Source organism: Psychrobacter okhotskensis, from assembly GCF_013248965.1.
GTDB lineage: Bacteria > Pseudomonadota > Gammaproteobacteria > Pseudomonadales > Moraxellaceae > Psychrobacter > Psychrobacter okhotskensis.
This window is the reverse complement of record NZ_JABRVQ010000012.1, coordinates 26,415-41,833: the sequence shown is the minus strand read 5'-3', so window position 1 is coordinate 41,833 and position 15,419 is coordinate 26,415. Positions and strand designations below refer to the sequence as shown.

Genomic DNA, 15,419 nt, shown 5'->3' with positions numbered 1-15,419 from the left:
ATTAAATAATTGAAATAAAGTTTAGTATTGTATAGAGACATTTTTTATTTCATTTTGGGGCAGTCATTTGAAAATACTTCCTTACGTCTTAATCAGCCTTTTAGGTGGTGCTATTGTTCCGCTGCAACTGGCCATCGTCAATGCTTTTCGAGAAAGTACACAAGCCTCTCAAATACAATCTACCTTTTATTTATACTTAGGAGGTGCATTAGCTTCTTTAGTGCTGTCGTATGTGATGAGTGGCGGTATCAAGCCGCCAATGATTGAAAACGCGACGTGGTGGATGTGGTTGCCAGGATTTTTGGGCAGCTTTTATATCTTATTCATGTTTATCGCTGCGCCAAAGATAGGCGCAGGTAATACACTGCTTTGGGTGTTTCTTGGACAAATGTATTTTGCCCTTATTCTAAGCCAAACGGGCTTGTTTGGCTTAGCGGTTAAAGCGATAGATATCTATAAAATCGCTGGCTTAGCCTTAGTCACTATAGGCGGGATGTTAATGATATATGGTGAGACGAGAGTTAACGGTTAAAAACAATCCGCTGGTACAAACACTTCACCGACCATGATACGGCGCGCTGAGCGGCTCATCGATACTTTTTTGGCTTGCCAGCGACCATCGACTTGTTCTGTTTTTCCGCCGACGAGTAGCGTACCTGATGGATGCCCAAAGCGCACTTCACCTAATTCGCTACCACCAGCTGCTTCATTGACCAATGTACCTTGTGTGGTCGCTGCTGCGGCAATCGCCACCGCTGCTGTGCCCATCATCGCATGATGCAATTGACCCATACTCATGGCGCGTACCACTAAATCAATATCTGACGCCTCAACGGCTTTGCCACTTGAGGCGCTATAGCTTTGTGCAGGGGCAACCCAAGCAATCTTTGGAATATGCTGACTGCTTTGTGCTTCACTGACGTCTTTGAATATGCCCATCGCCACGCCGCCTTTGGCACGGATTTTCTCAAGCTTCGCCAAGGTTTCGCTATTACTGTTGATATCACCTTGCAGTTCGGTACCCGTAAACCCAAAATCTTCTGCTTTCATAAAAATAGTTGGAATACCGGCACTGATAAAAGTTGCCTTGACGCTATCAGTATTTAAACCACAGCTAGAGACATCAAAATCGTCAACTAGGTTGCCAGTGGGGAACATATCGCTTGATGAGTCAACAGGATCAATAAATTCAATTTTGACCTCAGCGGCTGGGAAGGTCACACCATCTAATTCAAAGTCGCCGGTTTCTTGGACTTGTACCTTGCCTTGTTCGTCCATGTAAACAGGCACATGGGCGATGATGGTTTTACCGATATTCTCTTGCCAAATGCGTACTTCGCAAATACCACTCTCACTACCGTCATCAATACTATTAGCAATTTTATCAGCGTCAACCAGCCCCATATTAATGGCACAGGCACCAACCGCAGCGGTTAAATTACCACAGTTTCCCGCCCAATCAATCATTGGCTTGGCGATATTCACTTGCCCAAACAGATAATTGACATCGTGGTCTGCTTGCTTAGCTTTAGACAAAATTACTGTCTTTGACGTACTAGAGCTGCCATTACCTAGACCGTCGATTTGCTTACCATAAGGGTCAGGACTGCCGATGACACGCAATAAAAAGTTATCACGCGACTTGCCAGCGACTTGGCAACGCTCTGGTAGGTCGGATAGTTTAAAGAAAGTGCCTTTTGACGTGCCACCGCGCATGTAGGTGGCTGGGACGGAGATTTGCGGGGCGAAAAATGAAGTTGGTTGGGTCATTGCTAGAAGTCCTTTTTGTATTGTTATAAGATTGGGTATGGCGGCGTCATCAAGTAAACACGAACGAATGGACATGCTCGTTAATAATGATAGCGACACGAAATAATCGTCAAATAGTTATCATCAACGGCGTACACCAACCGATTGGCATCATCGATGCGTCTTGACCAAAATCCGGATAAGTTTTCTTTTAAAGGTTCAGGTTTGCCAATGCCTTCAAACGGATTACGCTTACATTCGGTAATGAGCTTGTTGATGCGCTTGAGTGTTTTTTTATCTTGTGTTTGCCAGTATAGATAGTCCTTCCACGCAGCATCTGTCCATGCTAATTGTTCACTCATGATCAGATCTTTTACGTTTATGAAAGCCTTTGAGATCAAGCATTCTCAATATCACTATCTGTATGCTCATTGTCATCGCTACTACCGTCACTTTTACCACTGCCTTCTGCTGTATCAATTAGTTCACGCGTAACAGTCTTGCCAGCTTTATATTGGGCAATAGAGTCCGCTAAGTGCGCCGCATTGGCAGGTGATTTTAATAAATAAACCGTTTCCATTAGGCTATTATAATAATCGAGAGACATCACTACCGCATCATCCGCATCACGGCGAGTCACGATAGTGGCATTGGCATCGTCATTTACCGTATCTAAAACAGACTTCAAATGCTTTCGGGCTTCTGAAAAACTGATTACTCTCATGAGAGACTCCTATACATGTACAATACATTGTACATGTTACGCTATTGATCAGTAGAACTCAACCCATCCTGATTGGGTGAAGCTATTGTGATCACGAATTTTAAAGTTTGGACTCTTTCTTAAGTTTAAACGAATCTTCGTGTGGCTCAATACTCATACGGAAGGACTGCTTTCCGGTAAAAAAAGCAACCATCCAATTCCAAGTCGTCGCCAAACGATTTTTGGCGGTGCTAAGCGACAAGATATGAATGACAACCCAAGCAAACCACGCAATAAAGCCCTTCAAATGCGATCCGTTAATATCAGCAACCGCAGTGAGACGTCCAATCATCGCCATATCACCGCTATGTTTATAATGAAATGCTTTATCAGTTTTACCGCTTAAATACTTACCGAGATAGGTGCCCTGACTGCTCGCCACTTGACCTAACTGGGGATGACCTTTCGGGTACGCTTCATCATGAGTGGCCAGTGCAATATCGCCAAGTGCGTATATGTCGTTATGATTTATTAAACTCAAATGACTGTCAACCAGTAAGCGCTTACCTTGACCATAATCCTCTGTATCGAGCCCTTGTATAAAATCACAAGTGACGCCTGCCGTCCAGATAAGGTTGTGTGTGTGCAGAGTCTGCCCACTTTGTAGGGTAACCATATGACCATCGTAACTTTTTACAGGATCACTAAAGATCAGATCAACTCTGAATTTCTCCATTTGTAGCTTGGTATACTGTTGTGATGATTCACTCATTGGCGCGAGCAACACAGGATCGGCCGTCACTAACGTTATACCGCCGATATTATCTAATAACTCTGGATACTCTTTATGAAGGGTATATCTACGAATTTCAGACATCACGCCTGCCAGCTCAACACCACTAGGACCACCACCAGCGATGACGATGGACAAGTAGGGCTCACGCTCGGCAACGGGCAATGAAGCCGCATAATTAAACTGTGACAGCATGTGGTTGCGGATACTGAGTGCGTCTTTTATGGTTTTCATTGGCAACGCATGCATGGCTAACTCTTGATTGCCAAAATAATTGGTCTCTGCACCCTTTGCAATAATCAAACGGTCGTAAGAAATCTCACCGGTGTCCAGAGTGATGGTTTTATCTTTAGGATTGATGCTTAAGAGCGTACCTTGACGATAGCGGACATTGTCATAATTTGAGATGTATCGACGTAGCGGATAACTGATATCTGATGACGCTAAAAATCCAGCAGAGACTTGATAGATCAGCGGTGGGAAAAAGTGATAGTCATTACGGTCAACTAAGGTGATACGGTCAGCGCTATATTTGGCCAATTGCTCAAGACAACGAATACCGGCAAAGCCTGCACCAATTAAGACGATATGACGGCGGTTATCTGTTTCTGCAGGTAATTTGGTAGGTGATTTTTCAGGTAACTTCGCAGATAGCTTTGAGGATAATGATGCTTGGTGACTGCTCAATGGCTGGTTGTTTTTATTCAGCTTGATTTCATTGTCTACGATAAGAGTGCTCATTATATTTCCTTTTTGTCTTTACAGTAATTTGTGAAATAACAGAAGCTGATAGGGGTCAATAAAATAAGGTAATGATTAGGACAATACGTTGTGAACCAAACCAGTATATTATAAATCAACGGGGTTTGAAACCTATAGCAAGAGAACAAAGGCTGAATTTTGTTCATTAATTTAGCGAAAATAAAAAAAGAGCCACTTTTAAAGTAGCTCTTTTTGTACTTAACATTTTAAAAGATGTAAATCAAAGGCAAACATCTACGCAATATCTAACGTGCCATCGATAAACTCTTTGGCAAAGCGTTGTAGCATACCGCCGGCGTTATACATTTTGACTTCATCAGCGGTATCTAAACGGCAGATGATAGGGGTTTCAGTTTTGCTGCCGTCAGCACGATTAACGACTAAGGTCATCAGCCCGCCAGCGGAGACGTCACCCGTTACATCAAAGGTTTCCGTACCATCAATGTTTAGGGTATGGCGATCTGTGCCTTTTTCGAACTGTAACGGTAGCGCGCCCATGCCCACTAAGTTTTGACGATGGATACGTTCAAAGTCTTCAGCGACGACGGCTTCCACGCCAGCTAAACGCACACCTTTTGCCGCCCAGTCACGGCTTGAGCCTTGACCATAGCCATCACCTGCGATGATGATGAGCGGCTGCTCACGGTTCATATAGGTCTCAATCGCTTCCCACATGCGTATAATTTGACCTTGTGGTTCCACACGGGCCAGTGAGCCTTGAATAACATTGCCTGCTTCATCACGAACCATCTCGTTCAATAATTTTGGATTGGCAAAGGTCGCACGTTGCGCGGTCAAATGGTCACCGCGATGCGTTGCATAAGAATTATAGTCCTCGCTTGGTAAGCCCATGGTATCGAGGTACTCGCCAGCGGCCGAGTCACCCATAATGGCATTAGACGGTGACATATGGTCGGTGGTGATATTGTCCCCCAATACAGCCAATGGACGCATGCCTTTTAGCTTATTCATCGCGGCCATTTTACCTTCCCAATAGGGCGGACGGCGAATATAAGTGGTCATCTCGCGCCAATCGTATAAGGGGCTTAGTGCCTTGCCTGTATCTTTTTTGGCTTCATCAAACATAGGGATGTACACAGCGTTGAATTGCTCAGGCTTCACAGCTTTGGCGACGATGGCATCGACTTCTTCGTCATCAAACCAGATGTCTTTTAGATAAACGTTATTGCCGTCTTGATCCTTACCTAATGAATCTTTTTCGATATCGAAACGAATATTACCCGCAATGGCGTAAGCGATAACCAATGGTGGTGACGCTAAGAAGGCTTGCTTAGCATAAGGATGGATACGACCGTCAAAGTTACGGTTACCAGAAAGTACTGCCGTGCTGAATAGGTCGCGGTCGATGATTTCTTTTTCGATCTCAGGGTCTAATGCACCGCTCATACCATTACAAGTCGTACAGGCAAAACCAACCACATCAAAGCCGATTTTTTGTAGATCAGGCATCAGTCCAGCTTCTTCTAAGTACATTTTGACCGTTTTTGAGCCAGGCGCTAATGATGATTTTACCCAAGGCTTGCGTAGTAGGCCTTTGGCATTAGCATTACGGGCGACAAGGCCAGCGGCAACCATATTGCGAGGGTTAGAGGTATTGGTACAGCTGGTAATCGCTGCGATAATCACCGCGCCATCTGGCATGAGGCCATCTTCTGGTTCAGGGAGTTTGTCACCCTCACTGTGAGCAATACCTTTAGCAACCAAATCCGTGGTTGAAACGCGAGCATGCGGACGTGAAGGGCCTGCCATATTACGGACAACTGCTGACAAGTCAAATTCAAGCACGCGGTCGTAAACGGCATTTTCCATGCCATCTGCCCATAGACCGGTCTGCTTCGCATATTGCTCGACCAGTTTAATTTGATCTTCACTACGACCGGTTAGGCGTAAATAATCGATGGTTTGCTCATCGATATAGAACATCGCAGCCGTCGCGCCATATTCAGGCGTCATATTGGAGATAGAGGCGCGATCACCAACGGTAAGCGCGCGCGCACCTTCACCGAAGAATTCAATATAAGTAGAGACCACGCCTGCATCACGTAAGAACTCGGTCATAGCCAGTACCAAATCGGTACCAGTAATACCTTTTTGCAATTTTCCGGTTAATTTAACACCAACGTAATCCGGCAAGCGCATATACGATGGGTTGCCTAGCATGACACTTTCGGCCTCTAATCCACCGACACCGATTGAGATAACACCCAACGCATCAACCATTGGCGTATGGCTGTCGGTACCGACCAAAGTATCGGCAAAGGCTACTTGTTCACCGGCTTTATTGTGTACGACTTGGACGACTGGCGACATTTTTTCTAAATTAATCTGATGCATGATGCCGTTACCCGGTGGTACGACGTTGACGTTATCAAAGGCATACTGACACCAGTTGATAAAGTGGAAACGGTCATCATTACGGCGCTCTTCGATAGCACGGTTTTTCTCAAAAGCGTTTTCTTCAAAGCCTGCATGCTCAACGGCTAGTGAATGGTCAACAATCAACTGCGTTGGGACGATTGGGTTCACTTTTGAAGGGTCACCGCCTTGCTCAGCGATGGCGTCACGGAGACCTGCCAAATCAACAAACGCAGTCTGACCTAGGATATCATGACAAACGACGCGAGCAGGGTACCATGGAAAATCTAGGTCTTGCTTGCCTTCGATATGTTGCTTAAGTGCATCGGTTAAGTCTTCTGGTGGGCAACGGCGTACCAAGTTTTCACACAATACCTTTGAGCAGAACGGTAGCTTGTCATAAGCGCCAGCTTCAATGCTCTCAATCGCTTCGCGAGTGTCAAAGTAATACAGGTCGGTGCCGGGTAATGGCTTTTTAAAGGGTTCATTCATCGGTTGTACGAGGGCGTTGTCCATAAGTCACCTTTGGCTGTTGGCTGGTTGGAATGAGGGCTAAAAAAGAATAGTTCTTTTAGCAAAATCATCAAGATAAAAGCAGAGTTTGCTAAAAAAACTTTTAAAGCGTTAGAGGTAAGTATTTGTAGGGTGTGATTCATACATAGTTTTAAAACACGTAAGGAAGACACACCCTGCAAACCATCTATATCAAGAAAAATTAACGCGCACTCATCTCTGGTACTGGACGCAATTCTTCACCGGTATATTCTGCACTTGGGCGAATGATACGGTTATTGGCACGTTGCTCAAACACGTGTGCTGCCCAGCCGGTTAGACGCGAACACACAAAGATTGGCGTGAATAACTTGGTTGGAATACCCATAAAGTGATAGGCAGACGCATGGAAGAAATCGGCGTTACAGAACAGTTTCTTTTCACGCCACATGACTTCTTCACAGCGTACTGATACTGGGTATAGCACTTCATCACCAACGTCAGCGGCTAGCTTCTCAGCCCAACCTTTAATGACGACGTTACGTGGATCTGACTCGCTATAGATCGCATGACCAAAGCCCATGATTTTGTCTTTACGCGCCAGCATACCCATCATTTCTTCTTCAGCGTCATCAGGTGAGCTAAAGCCTTCAATCATATCCATCGCTGCTTCGTTCGCGCCGCCATGGAGAGGGCCACGCAGTGAGCCAATCGCGCCGGTAATGCAAGAATGGATATCAGATAGAGTAGACGCACAGACACGCGCGGTAAAGGTCGAAGCGTTAAACTCATGCTCTGCATACAAGATAAGTGAGACGTTCATTACTTTTTCGTGTAGATCGTTTGGCTTTTCACCTTTGAGCAGATGCAAGAAGTGACCACCAATCGTCTCATCATCGGTGTCGGTTTCGATACGCACATTGTCATGAGTAAAGCGATACCAGTAGTTGATGATTGATGGGAATGTCGCCAGCATACGATCGGTTTGATCGTTCTCTTGCGAGAAATCAGTTTCCGTCTCTAGGTTGCCGAGCATAGAGCAACCAGTACGCAGTACATCCATTGGATGGGCGTCAGCTGGAATGCGTTCGAGTACGTCTTTTAGGGCTTGCGGCAGACCACGCAGTTTTTTGAGTTTGGCTTGATAAGCCTCTAGCTCGCTCTGGGTTGGCAAATTGCCATAAAGTAGCAAGTAAGCCACTTCTTCAAAGATGCATTTATCTGCCAGTTCTGACACATCATAACCGCGATAGGTCAAACCTGAGCCTGATTTACCAACAGTTGATAAAGCTGTTTTACCTGCGACTTGACCGCGTAGACCTGCGCCTGACAATACTTTTGTTGATGGGTTTTGTGCTGCCATGATGAAATTCCTTTTGTTGGTAGCTTTTTTGGGTTGGAAAGGGAGTGTTTATTACCGTTAATTTATAGTTCACTATATAGCTGAGCGCTACATAGGCTCTGAGGCATCTAAATCGACATTACAACGCTCAAATTCAGCATTAATGGGTACGTTTAATACCTCCATAGCGCTGCCTTCACCCTCAGCATTGTTGATCTTCATATACTTGACACCGAGCGGCGATTCCATAAACGTCTGAATCTTAGTCATCTCTTCTGGTGTAGGGTCAGCCATCGGCGTGGCGATTTCTTCGCCGTTCATAGCCCGCAATTGCTCATTACCAAAAGCAATTAGCTTTTTGCCCACATCTGAAGAATAAAATTCGTTTAGCTCATTTAACTCTGCAGCAGTAAACTGGCTCTTATAAAAAGCATCCATCTCAGCCTTGCCCAAATCCTTGTCACGCGCCTCAAGACAGCTCACTTGCTCTGTATTGAGTGCACCGCTACTAATAATAGGCGTGAATAATAGACTATTTACGGTATCTAGCGTGATCGTTGTCATGACTAAATCGTCTTGACTGGCAGCCGAAGCAGCAGGCGTTGCTTTAGTGTCAGTAGCAGTAACGTCGCTTGTGTCCTTAGTCGCGTCATCAGCGCTTTTTGACGTATTGTCACAGCCCGCCGTCAATAGTAGAGCGGCGAGGGTACAGCTAAGCAGCGAAGTTTTAGCGATAGTATTTTTAAAAAATAACATAAGTAACCTAGAGGTAAATGAAGACAAATTTCATGAAGATAAAGCCAATAAAATCCTAGTAACTACTATAGATTTTATCTTAGATTGTTTGTGAGCTACTTGTTATCAGCAAACAATTTATCGAGCTTTTGTTCAAACTCATGATAATTTAAGAAATCATAAAGCTCCATACGCGTCTGCATGGTGTCGACGACTTTTTCTTGGGTACCATCATCCAATAGATGCTGATAAACGTTCAATGCCGCCTTGTTCATCGCGCGAAAAGCAGACAGCGGGTAGAGCGTCATTGCAACACCAACGTTATGCAATTGCTCAGTGGTGTATAGATCGGTCTGACCAAACTCAGTCATATTCGCCAGTACGGGAATATCTAGCACGTCCGTAAATTTACGATACATCTCAATATCTGTTAGCGCTTCGGCAAAGATCATATCAGCACCCGCTTCTTGAAACGCTACCGCGCGTTCGACAGCGGCATCAAGTCCTTCAACAGAAAGTGCATCAGTACGTGCCATAATGACAAAGTCGCTATCAGTTTTGGCATCAAGCGCCGCCTTCAAGCGATCGACCATTTCTGAGATACTGACGATTTCTTTGTTAGGGCGATGACCACAACGCTTTTGGGCGATTTGATCTTCGATATGTACGGCGGCCACACCAGCTCTTTCCATCTTTTTAATCGTTTGTGCGATGTTAAAAGCACCACCAAATCCGGTATCGATATCGACCAATAGCGGTGTTTCTACAGCGTCAGTAATACGGCGCGCATCTTCTAGGACATTATCAAGGCTCGTCATACCTAAGTCAGGTAGACCGAATGATGCATTTGCCACGCCCGCGCCAGACAGATATAGCGCTTGGTGACCGACTTGGGTCGCCATCATCGCCGTATAAGCATTGATTGTACCTACGATCTGTAGCGGTTGATTGTTATCATTTTTTTGTTTCATGGCACTGCGGAAGCGGGCACCAGCGGATGATGAAGTCATGTCGTAGTCCTTACGTGGAGGGGTAATCTTATCGTTGTTGCCTTTGATTATACCCAATTATTCAAGCCCAAAAAGCAGTGTTTTACGATAATCGTTTAATTTTTATAAATATATAAATTAGTTAAATCAAACCTATTCATTAAGTGAATAGCATTATCTATTTTTATGCGGTTGAGGAAGACTATTATTCATAAACCTCAAAAATTGAATTAGGACAGATGAGGTGTTTTACATTTAGTTACAATTAACTTTGTTTTACTATAACAACGAAAAAGCCCTAATAGCTGAGCTAAAAGGGCTTTTCTATTAGCTAAAAGCGGCGTTTCAGCCATTCGCTAAATCTTAAAAACCAGTTAACCAAGCATACCTGCGAGGTTAGCTAAGAATAATAAGGCGACACCGCCTAAGAATAGTAAGCTTATAATCGAATACACATTCATACCTGCTGATAGTTTCTGATGGTTTTTTACTAAAGAGTAGTTCAACCAGCCAAAAATAGGCGCAGATACAAAGGCAGATATCATAGCGAACTTCAACATCGCGCCTAACTGTCCGGCGAAGAAGCTGATAATAATTAAGCCACCGCCAATGGCATAGGTCGTCCAAAAAGCAATCTGCTTCTTATTAATCTCGTGTTCACCTTTTAGCAAACGCCAGCACTCAGCATTGGCACGGCCGTAACCATCCGCACAGGTAATGGTAGTCCCAAACATACACATAAAGGCGACGAAGGCGACTAGCAGTCTTGACCATTCACCGATAGTGGCAGTATACATATTGATCAGCTGATCAATATAAGCGACGCCAGCGGTTTGAATCTCTTGACCGGAGCCATACTGAACGAAAACACCCAATGATAAAAAGAACAACGCTAAAATAGCAGAAACCAAAAAGCCCACATTAAAATCAAGCAAACCTTGTTTATGAGTGGTGTTGTCCGCTTTTCTCTTTGCCGATGTCCACATCGAGGTGATAGCAGCGAACTCAAGCGGCGCTGGCATCCAACCCATCAATGCGACGATAAATCCTAATGTCGCTAAATTCCAAGGAGACGTCGGGATAAAATCAGGCGTCATCACCGTCGGTTTGCCAGCAGCAATAATGACCGCTAATACGGTTGCGGAGACCAGAGCAATCATAATCCATTTAGTCACCCCATCGAGCAGCTTATAGTGACCGGCAATCAGAAAAAACCAGCAAACAGCAACGATGATAATAGCTAAGCTAATACTGGACAGCCCCACAGAAGCTGGCAGCATAAAGCCCAATATTACCGCCGCAAGTAGTGTCACAGCACCGGTACTAATCACCGCAGATAGGATAGATAAGACAAAATAAATCCATAGATAGGCTTTTGAGCGCTTAGCATAACCGGCGATTAAGCTCTCGCCAGTATCATAGACATAATCTGTACCGAAGCGAAAAAACGGATATTTGAAGACGTTGGCCAAAATAATCATAATGGCCAGCTGCCAGCCATATATGGCACCTGCTTGGGTGGATGAAATCAAATGCGAGCCGCCAATAGCCGCTGTCGCCATTAGAATACCGGGACCAAAGATGCGCCAGCTAAATCCTTCTTGCTGGGCAGCAAGGGTATCTTCAGCGCCTTTATTAGGGGTGCTAGGGTTATGGAATGGTGGTGTGGACATGAATACCTCGAGATGGTTAATACGGCAAATCATCACTTTCCTGTGTCAGTTTGCCAGTGATCATTAGAGAAGCGCTTTATACCATTTGCACAGCGCTTATGTTAAAACGCTCAATATAAAACGATTCATTTTGTATCGACTTTAGCATAACGATGCCGTACAGGAGAATGGTTATTAAAATTATTATTACTATTTGTTTGCATGTCCATTCTAGATAGTTAGCATAATAAGCGATTACTATCAAGTGTCAGGACTGATTATTTTTTGCGGTTCTTTATACCATAATAACTGGCTAATATCTGATAATTTCAGGCTATTCTTATCATTTACGGCATTGAGGTAAATTTTTGCTGCCGATAAGTGATACCGCGCTGCTCATAGACCTGATAGATAGCGCTTAGCAGATCTGGGATTTTAGGATGTACAAAGTCTTTTAGCGTATGTAAATAGATAGGAGAGGTGACATTTTCGTGAATCAACCGCTGATAGCTGATTTGTTCCGTCCGCACTGTCTGTAGGCTAGCCGGCACTAAAGTAATGCCTTCACCAGCAGCAACCAAACCAAGAGCGACTTGCAAATCACTCACGGTGGTGGTCATAAAGGGAGAGATGCCATATTGAGCAAATAAATGCAGCAAAGGTTCGGTGATTGGCTCATTTATCAGTGAATGCTCGCTATTAGGAATAGCGTGTGCTGCGCTACTTTTTGCATCAGTTGTGAACGTCGCTGCCGTCGATGTGCGTGATGTTTTGTTTGAGGTTACTAGGGTTTTGGCGACGGGCAAATGCGTTTGGTGATATAGAATCAAGCGATTATTTGCCAAATCTATCAGGCGCTGTTCACGCACATGCGCTAACGGATGCGCTTTAGGCAGCGCCACCACATAGCGCTCATGACGCAAGAGTATCTGTTGAATCCAAGGATCTTGATGCGCAAAACGACCAAACCCCACATCAATCTCACCATGCTTTAGCGCATCCATTTGCTGATACGAGCTGATATCTTTTAGATTAACCTCGATATCAGGGTTGGATTGTTTAAGGGCAGCGATTACTTCGGGTAGTAGACCATATAGCACCGAGGGTACAAAACCAATATTCAATGCTGCGCTCGGCGCTGATAAGCGCTGGGTCATACTGGTAACGGTATCAATCTCTGTCAATATGGCACTGATTTTATCGTAAAAAAACGCACCGGCTTCGGTCAAGTGTAGTGGTCTGTGATAACGATCTACCAATACCACGCCCATGTCTGTCTCAAGTTGCTTGATGACTCGGCTCAGACTGGGTTGCGATAGTCCTGTCTTGGCGGCAGCGGCGCTAAAACTGCGCAAATCGGCGATAGCAATAAAGGCGTTGAGCTGCTTTAGATCCATGTTGTTATACCTATTACTTTTTTACTCATTGTCTTATTTCTGTATTCATCAGCTACTTAAGAGAAAATAATACGCTATTGGCTATGTTTTGTACCAATAATACGCTCACCTAGCCAAATTATGTTTGAAGCTAAGTAAATGACTAACTATATTAGTGGTTAACGATAGTGTTACAATTTAGCAAGCAATTAGTATCACCCCCTTAATTCTAGCAGTTATCCCATATCAGTAGTATAAACGGGCTTGGTATCATTCTATGAACGACAAAAATAATGACAATAGTGCTGACCTTGAAGAAAAATTGGCTAAAATTGCTAATACCAAGCCACGTAAGCACAAACGCAGCAATAATATGTACGAGCGCTTCATCAATCGTGTTGGCAGTACAGATGAATGTAGTCAGACTGAGGGTAAATCCGACCAATTAACGGCATGGGAAAAAACGCAAAAATCCTCTAGCTATGAGCCTTTAAGTGCAGAAGAGTTACAGTTATTTGCCAGCTCAGAGGCTGAGCAAGAGATAAATGTTGCAGCCTCAAATACCACAACTACAGATATCAGTTTTGATTTTAGTAACGAAGAGGATGTCTTTAACAATAACTCTCCGCTAGAACATAATCAGCAATCATCAAATACAGACTCGTTCAATAACTATCATAGCTATAATTTGAATGAAGATTTGAATGAAGATTTGAATGAAGACTTAAACCTCGAACTAGACAGTAATCATATTGAACATACTAATGAGGTAATTGACTTAACATCTGCTGATGATACAAGTGCTAATCCAGCTCATGGCGATGACACAATCCTTGAAGATAAGGGCATTGAAAATAAGGGCATCGAAAATACAGTCGCTCCCGTTATTGAAGCGATTACAAAACCGCAGGGTAAGCTGGCAAGCAATAAAAAGCCGCTCATTATTGGTGTCGCTCTCGGCACATTATTGGCCGCAATTATTGTGCTCACTTTGAATGCTAGCGGCATTTTATCTGCCTTGACAGAAACGCCTGCTACTGATGCCTCTAAAAATATGGCGAGCGATGTCGAGGACAAAATAAATAATGACATTAATAGCAATGCTCAATCAGCAGCTCAGGCTAAAACTACCTTAAACAAGGCCGCAGTGGTTGATGCTGAGCAATCAACAGCTCGCAATGGCAATCAAACCGCCGCACCGCAAACAAATGCCGCCGCTAATAAAAATAGCAGTACAGAGGAAGAGACAGAGCAGTCAATAGACGCATCTGCTGATGGCTCAAGTGGCGATCCAGCCATTACTTATGAGGACTTTAGGAAAGAGTCGCAACGTACATTATACCGTGAGGCCAATGATTGATAATTTTGAATCATTGGTTGGTTACTGTACTTACCCAAGATTTAGAATGTTCAAAACGCCCTAGCTTAAATAAAATTTTATCAGATATTAAAAAATAAACTTCCGTTTATATAAATTCAATATTTCGTACCGTTTGTCAGTCAGTTATAGCGCTCATACCAAAACAACTTGCATAGCATCAATACATTTGTATTATTGAATGTATTGATGCGGTTATATACCGTTGTTGACAAGGATTGACTTGGTATTGAGCTATGGAAAGTACAGACAAAAAACACGATTTTGATGACAGTTTTAATGAAGGTGTAGAGCTCAGCGAACACCCTGAACACCCTGATAGTGAGCTCAATATCAATACACGCTCGCGTAGTGTTTACGAACAATATTTGAAAAAAACCATGCAAGACATGGTACATGAACCAGAGTATTGCTCAGAAAACCCACCATCAAAAACAGCAGATTGTGATACTTATACTTATCATCCCAATATAACAGCTATAGAGGCCGAGTCTGAGCAAACAACGACTTTTCCACCAATTCTCAATAAAACTCAATCATCCGTAGCAAGCACTACAAAATCAAGTACCACAAAACAACCAATAGGCAAGTCTCACAGCAACGTTAAGCTGGTCATTCTGACGGCGGTATCCAGCGCGGTCATTATTACTGCTACCGTTGTGATGCTTGATATGAATGGCAGCTTAGTGTCTGCCTTTGATCGTGTAACGTCACTCAGTAAACAAACATCAATGACGAGCGCCAATGCGCCAGTCGTTGAGGCTGAGCCAATGGTAAAGACTCAAGAAAATAAGCATGGCAATAAAAAAGAGATAGACAAACAAAGTATCAAACCGAATACAGCAGTAAAAAATGAATCTGCCAGCACTGAGCCAGCGATTACCTATGAGGACTTTAGGGAAGAGGCAAAAAATACCTTATACCGTGACAGTAAAGAGTAAATCCACTTTTCATACTTACCGTATAGATGCACTTTTATCTTAGTTTGGTATTTGAGTGATAAAGTATTGACTATAATTAGTATAAGAAAACCCCCTTCACCTCTTAGGTGTAAGGGGCTTGCAGAGAGTGA

The 15,419-nt window shown here is 43.8% G+C and carries 12 protein-coding genes and 1 pseudogene; 3 read left to right on the top strand and 10 right to left on the bottom strand.

Going from position 1 to position 15,419, the window contains the following annotated elements; genetic code table 11:
- Window positions 1–67: 67 nt before the first annotated feature.
- Window positions 68–532: a DMT family transporter gene (locus tag HQR03_RS07620; protein ID WP_101211098.1), complete on the top strand. Its 465-nt coding sequence runs from the start codon at window positions 68–70 to the stop codon at window positions 530–532.
- Here HQR03_RS07620 and prpF read toward each other — a convergent pair.
- The 10 genes and pseudogenes from prpF to HQR03_RS07570 all read right to left on the bottom strand — a co-directional run bounded on the left by prpF (window position 529) and on the right by HQR03_RS07570 (window position 12,990).
- Window positions 529–1,770 (bottom strand): 2-methylaconitate cis-trans isomerase PrpF, encoded by a 1,242-nt coding sequence (gene prpF, locus HQR03_RS07615; RefSeq protein WP_173239755.1) that lies wholly within the window; start codon window positions 1,768–1,770, stop codon window positions 529–531. The two genes, HQR03_RS07620 and prpF, sit on opposite strands and share 4 nt — an antisense overlap.
- Window positions 1,771–1,850: 80 nt before the next feature.
- Entirely contained in the window at window positions 1,851–2,111 is a 261-nt protein-coding gene (locus tag HQR03_RS07610) for a Txe/YoeB family addiction module toxin (RefSeq protein ID WP_037025847.1), read from the bottom strand.
- A gap of 104 nt (window positions 2,112–2,215) precedes the next feature.
- Window positions 2,216–2,473 (bottom strand): annotated as a pseudogene (locus tag HQR03_RS07605) (type II toxin-antitoxin system Phd/YefM family antitoxin); the annotation flags it as partial.
- Between the two features lie 100 nt (window positions 2,474–2,573).
- Complete coding sequence (locus HQR03_RS07600; protein WP_173239754.1) at window positions 2,574–3,986, bottom strand: NAD(P)/FAD-dependent oxidoreductase; 1,413 nt, start codon at window positions 3,984–3,986, stop codon at window positions 2,574–2,576.
- A 255-nt stretch (window positions 3,987–4,241) separates the two neighbouring features.
- Complete coding sequence (acnD, locus tag HQR03_RS07595) at window positions 4,242–6,875, bottom strand: Fe/S-dependent 2-methylisocitrate dehydratase AcnD (RefSeq protein WP_217271568.1); 2,634 nt, start codon at window positions 6,873–6,875, stop codon at window positions 4,242–4,244.
- Between the two features lie 223 nt (window positions 6,876–7,098).
- Window positions 7,099–8,238, bottom strand: coding sequence for a bifunctional 2-methylcitrate synthase/citrate synthase (prpC, locus tag HQR03_RS07590; RefSeq protein WP_173239752.1), 1,140 nt, complete (start codon window positions 8,236–8,238; stop codon window positions 7,099–7,101).
- Window positions 8,239–8,325: 87 nt separating this feature from the next.
- Window positions 8,326–8,973: a DUF2059 domain-containing protein gene (locus tag HQR03_RS07585; protein ID WP_173239751.1), complete on the bottom strand. Its 648-nt coding sequence runs from the start codon at window positions 8,971–8,973 to the stop codon at window positions 8,326–8,328.
- Window positions 8,974–9,068: 95 nt separating this feature from the next.
- Window positions 9,069–9,962: a methylisocitrate lyase gene (gene prpB / locus HQR03_RS07580; RefSeq protein ID WP_173239750.1), complete on the bottom strand. Its 894-nt coding sequence runs from the start codon at window positions 9,960–9,962 to the stop codon at window positions 9,069–9,071.
- 353 nt (window positions 9,963–10,315) lie between these two features.
- Complete coding sequence (locus HQR03_RS07575) at window positions 10,316–11,614, bottom strand: NRAMP family divalent metal transporter (protein ID WP_217271564.1); 1,299 nt, start codon at window positions 11,612–11,614, stop codon at window positions 10,316–10,318.
- Between the two features lie 326 nt (window positions 11,615–11,940).
- Complete coding sequence (locus HQR03_RS07570; RefSeq protein ID WP_173239749.1) at window positions 11,941–12,990, bottom strand: LysR family transcriptional regulator; 1,050 nt, start codon at window positions 12,988–12,990, stop codon at window positions 11,941–11,943.
- 256 nt (window positions 12,991–13,246) lie between these two features.
- Here HQR03_RS07570 and HQR03_RS07565 point away from each other — a divergent pair, with 256 nt between their 5' ends.
- Both HQR03_RS07565 and HQR03_RS07560 read left to right on the top strand, forming a co-directional pair.
- Window positions 13,247–14,329 carry a hypothetical protein gene (locus HQR03_RS07565; protein WP_173239748.1) on the top strand — a complete coding sequence of 361 codons (1,083 nt, stop codon included), beginning with the start codon at window positions 13,247–13,249 and terminating at the stop codon, window positions 14,327–14,329.
- Between the two features lie 254 nt (window positions 14,330–14,583).
- Window positions 14,584–15,288, top strand: coding sequence for a hypothetical protein (locus HQR03_RS07560; protein WP_173239747.1), 705 nt, complete (start codon window positions 14,584–14,586; stop codon window positions 15,286–15,288).
- Window positions 15,289–15,419: the final 131 nt, after the last annotated feature.

Excerpts from the sequence above, each read along its gene's own strand:
- HQR03_RS07575 (WP_217271564.1), bottom strand. The coding sequence starts at position 11,614 with ATGTCCACACCACCATTCCATAACCCTAGCACCCCTAATAAAGGCGCT.
- acnD (WP_217271568.1), bottom strand. The coding sequence starts at position 6,875 with ATGAATGAACCCTTTAAAAAGCCATTACCCGGCACCGACCTGTATTAC.
- HQR03_RS07560 (WP_173239747.1), top strand. The coding sequence starts at position 14,584 with ATGGAAAGTACAGACAAAAAACACGATTTTGATGACAGTTTTAATGAA.
- HQR03_RS07600 (WP_173239754.1), bottom strand. The coding sequence starts at position 3,986 with ATGAGCACTCTTATCGTAGACAATGAAATCAAGCTGAATAAAAACAAC.
- HQR03_RS07570 (WP_173239749.1), bottom strand. The coding sequence starts at position 12,990 with ATGGATCTAAAGCAGCTCAACGCCTTTATTGCTATCGCCGATTTGCGC.
- HQR03_RS07585 (WP_173239751.1), bottom strand. The coding sequence starts at position 8,973 with ATGTTATTTTTTAAAAATACTATCGCTAAAACTTCGCTGCTTAGCTGT.
- HQR03_RS07610 (WP_037025847.1), bottom strand. The coding sequence starts at position 2,111 with ATGAGTGAACAATTAGCATGGACAGATGCTGCGTGGAAGGACTATCTA.
- prpF (WP_173239755.1), bottom strand. The coding sequence starts at position 1,770 with ATGACCCAACCAACTTCATTTTTCGCCCCGCAAATCTCCGTCCCAGCC.
- prpB (WP_173239750.1), bottom strand. The coding sequence starts at position 9,962 with ATGACTTCATCATCCGCTGGTGCCCGCTTCCGCAGTGCCATGAAACAA.
- prpC (WP_173239752.1), bottom strand. The coding sequence starts at position 8,238 with ATGGCAGCACAAAACCCATCAACAAAAGTATTGTCAGGCGCAGGTCTA.
- HQR03_RS07565 (WP_173239748.1), top strand. The coding sequence starts at position 13,247 with ATGAACGACAAAAATAATGACAATAGTGCTGACCTTGAAGAAAAATTG.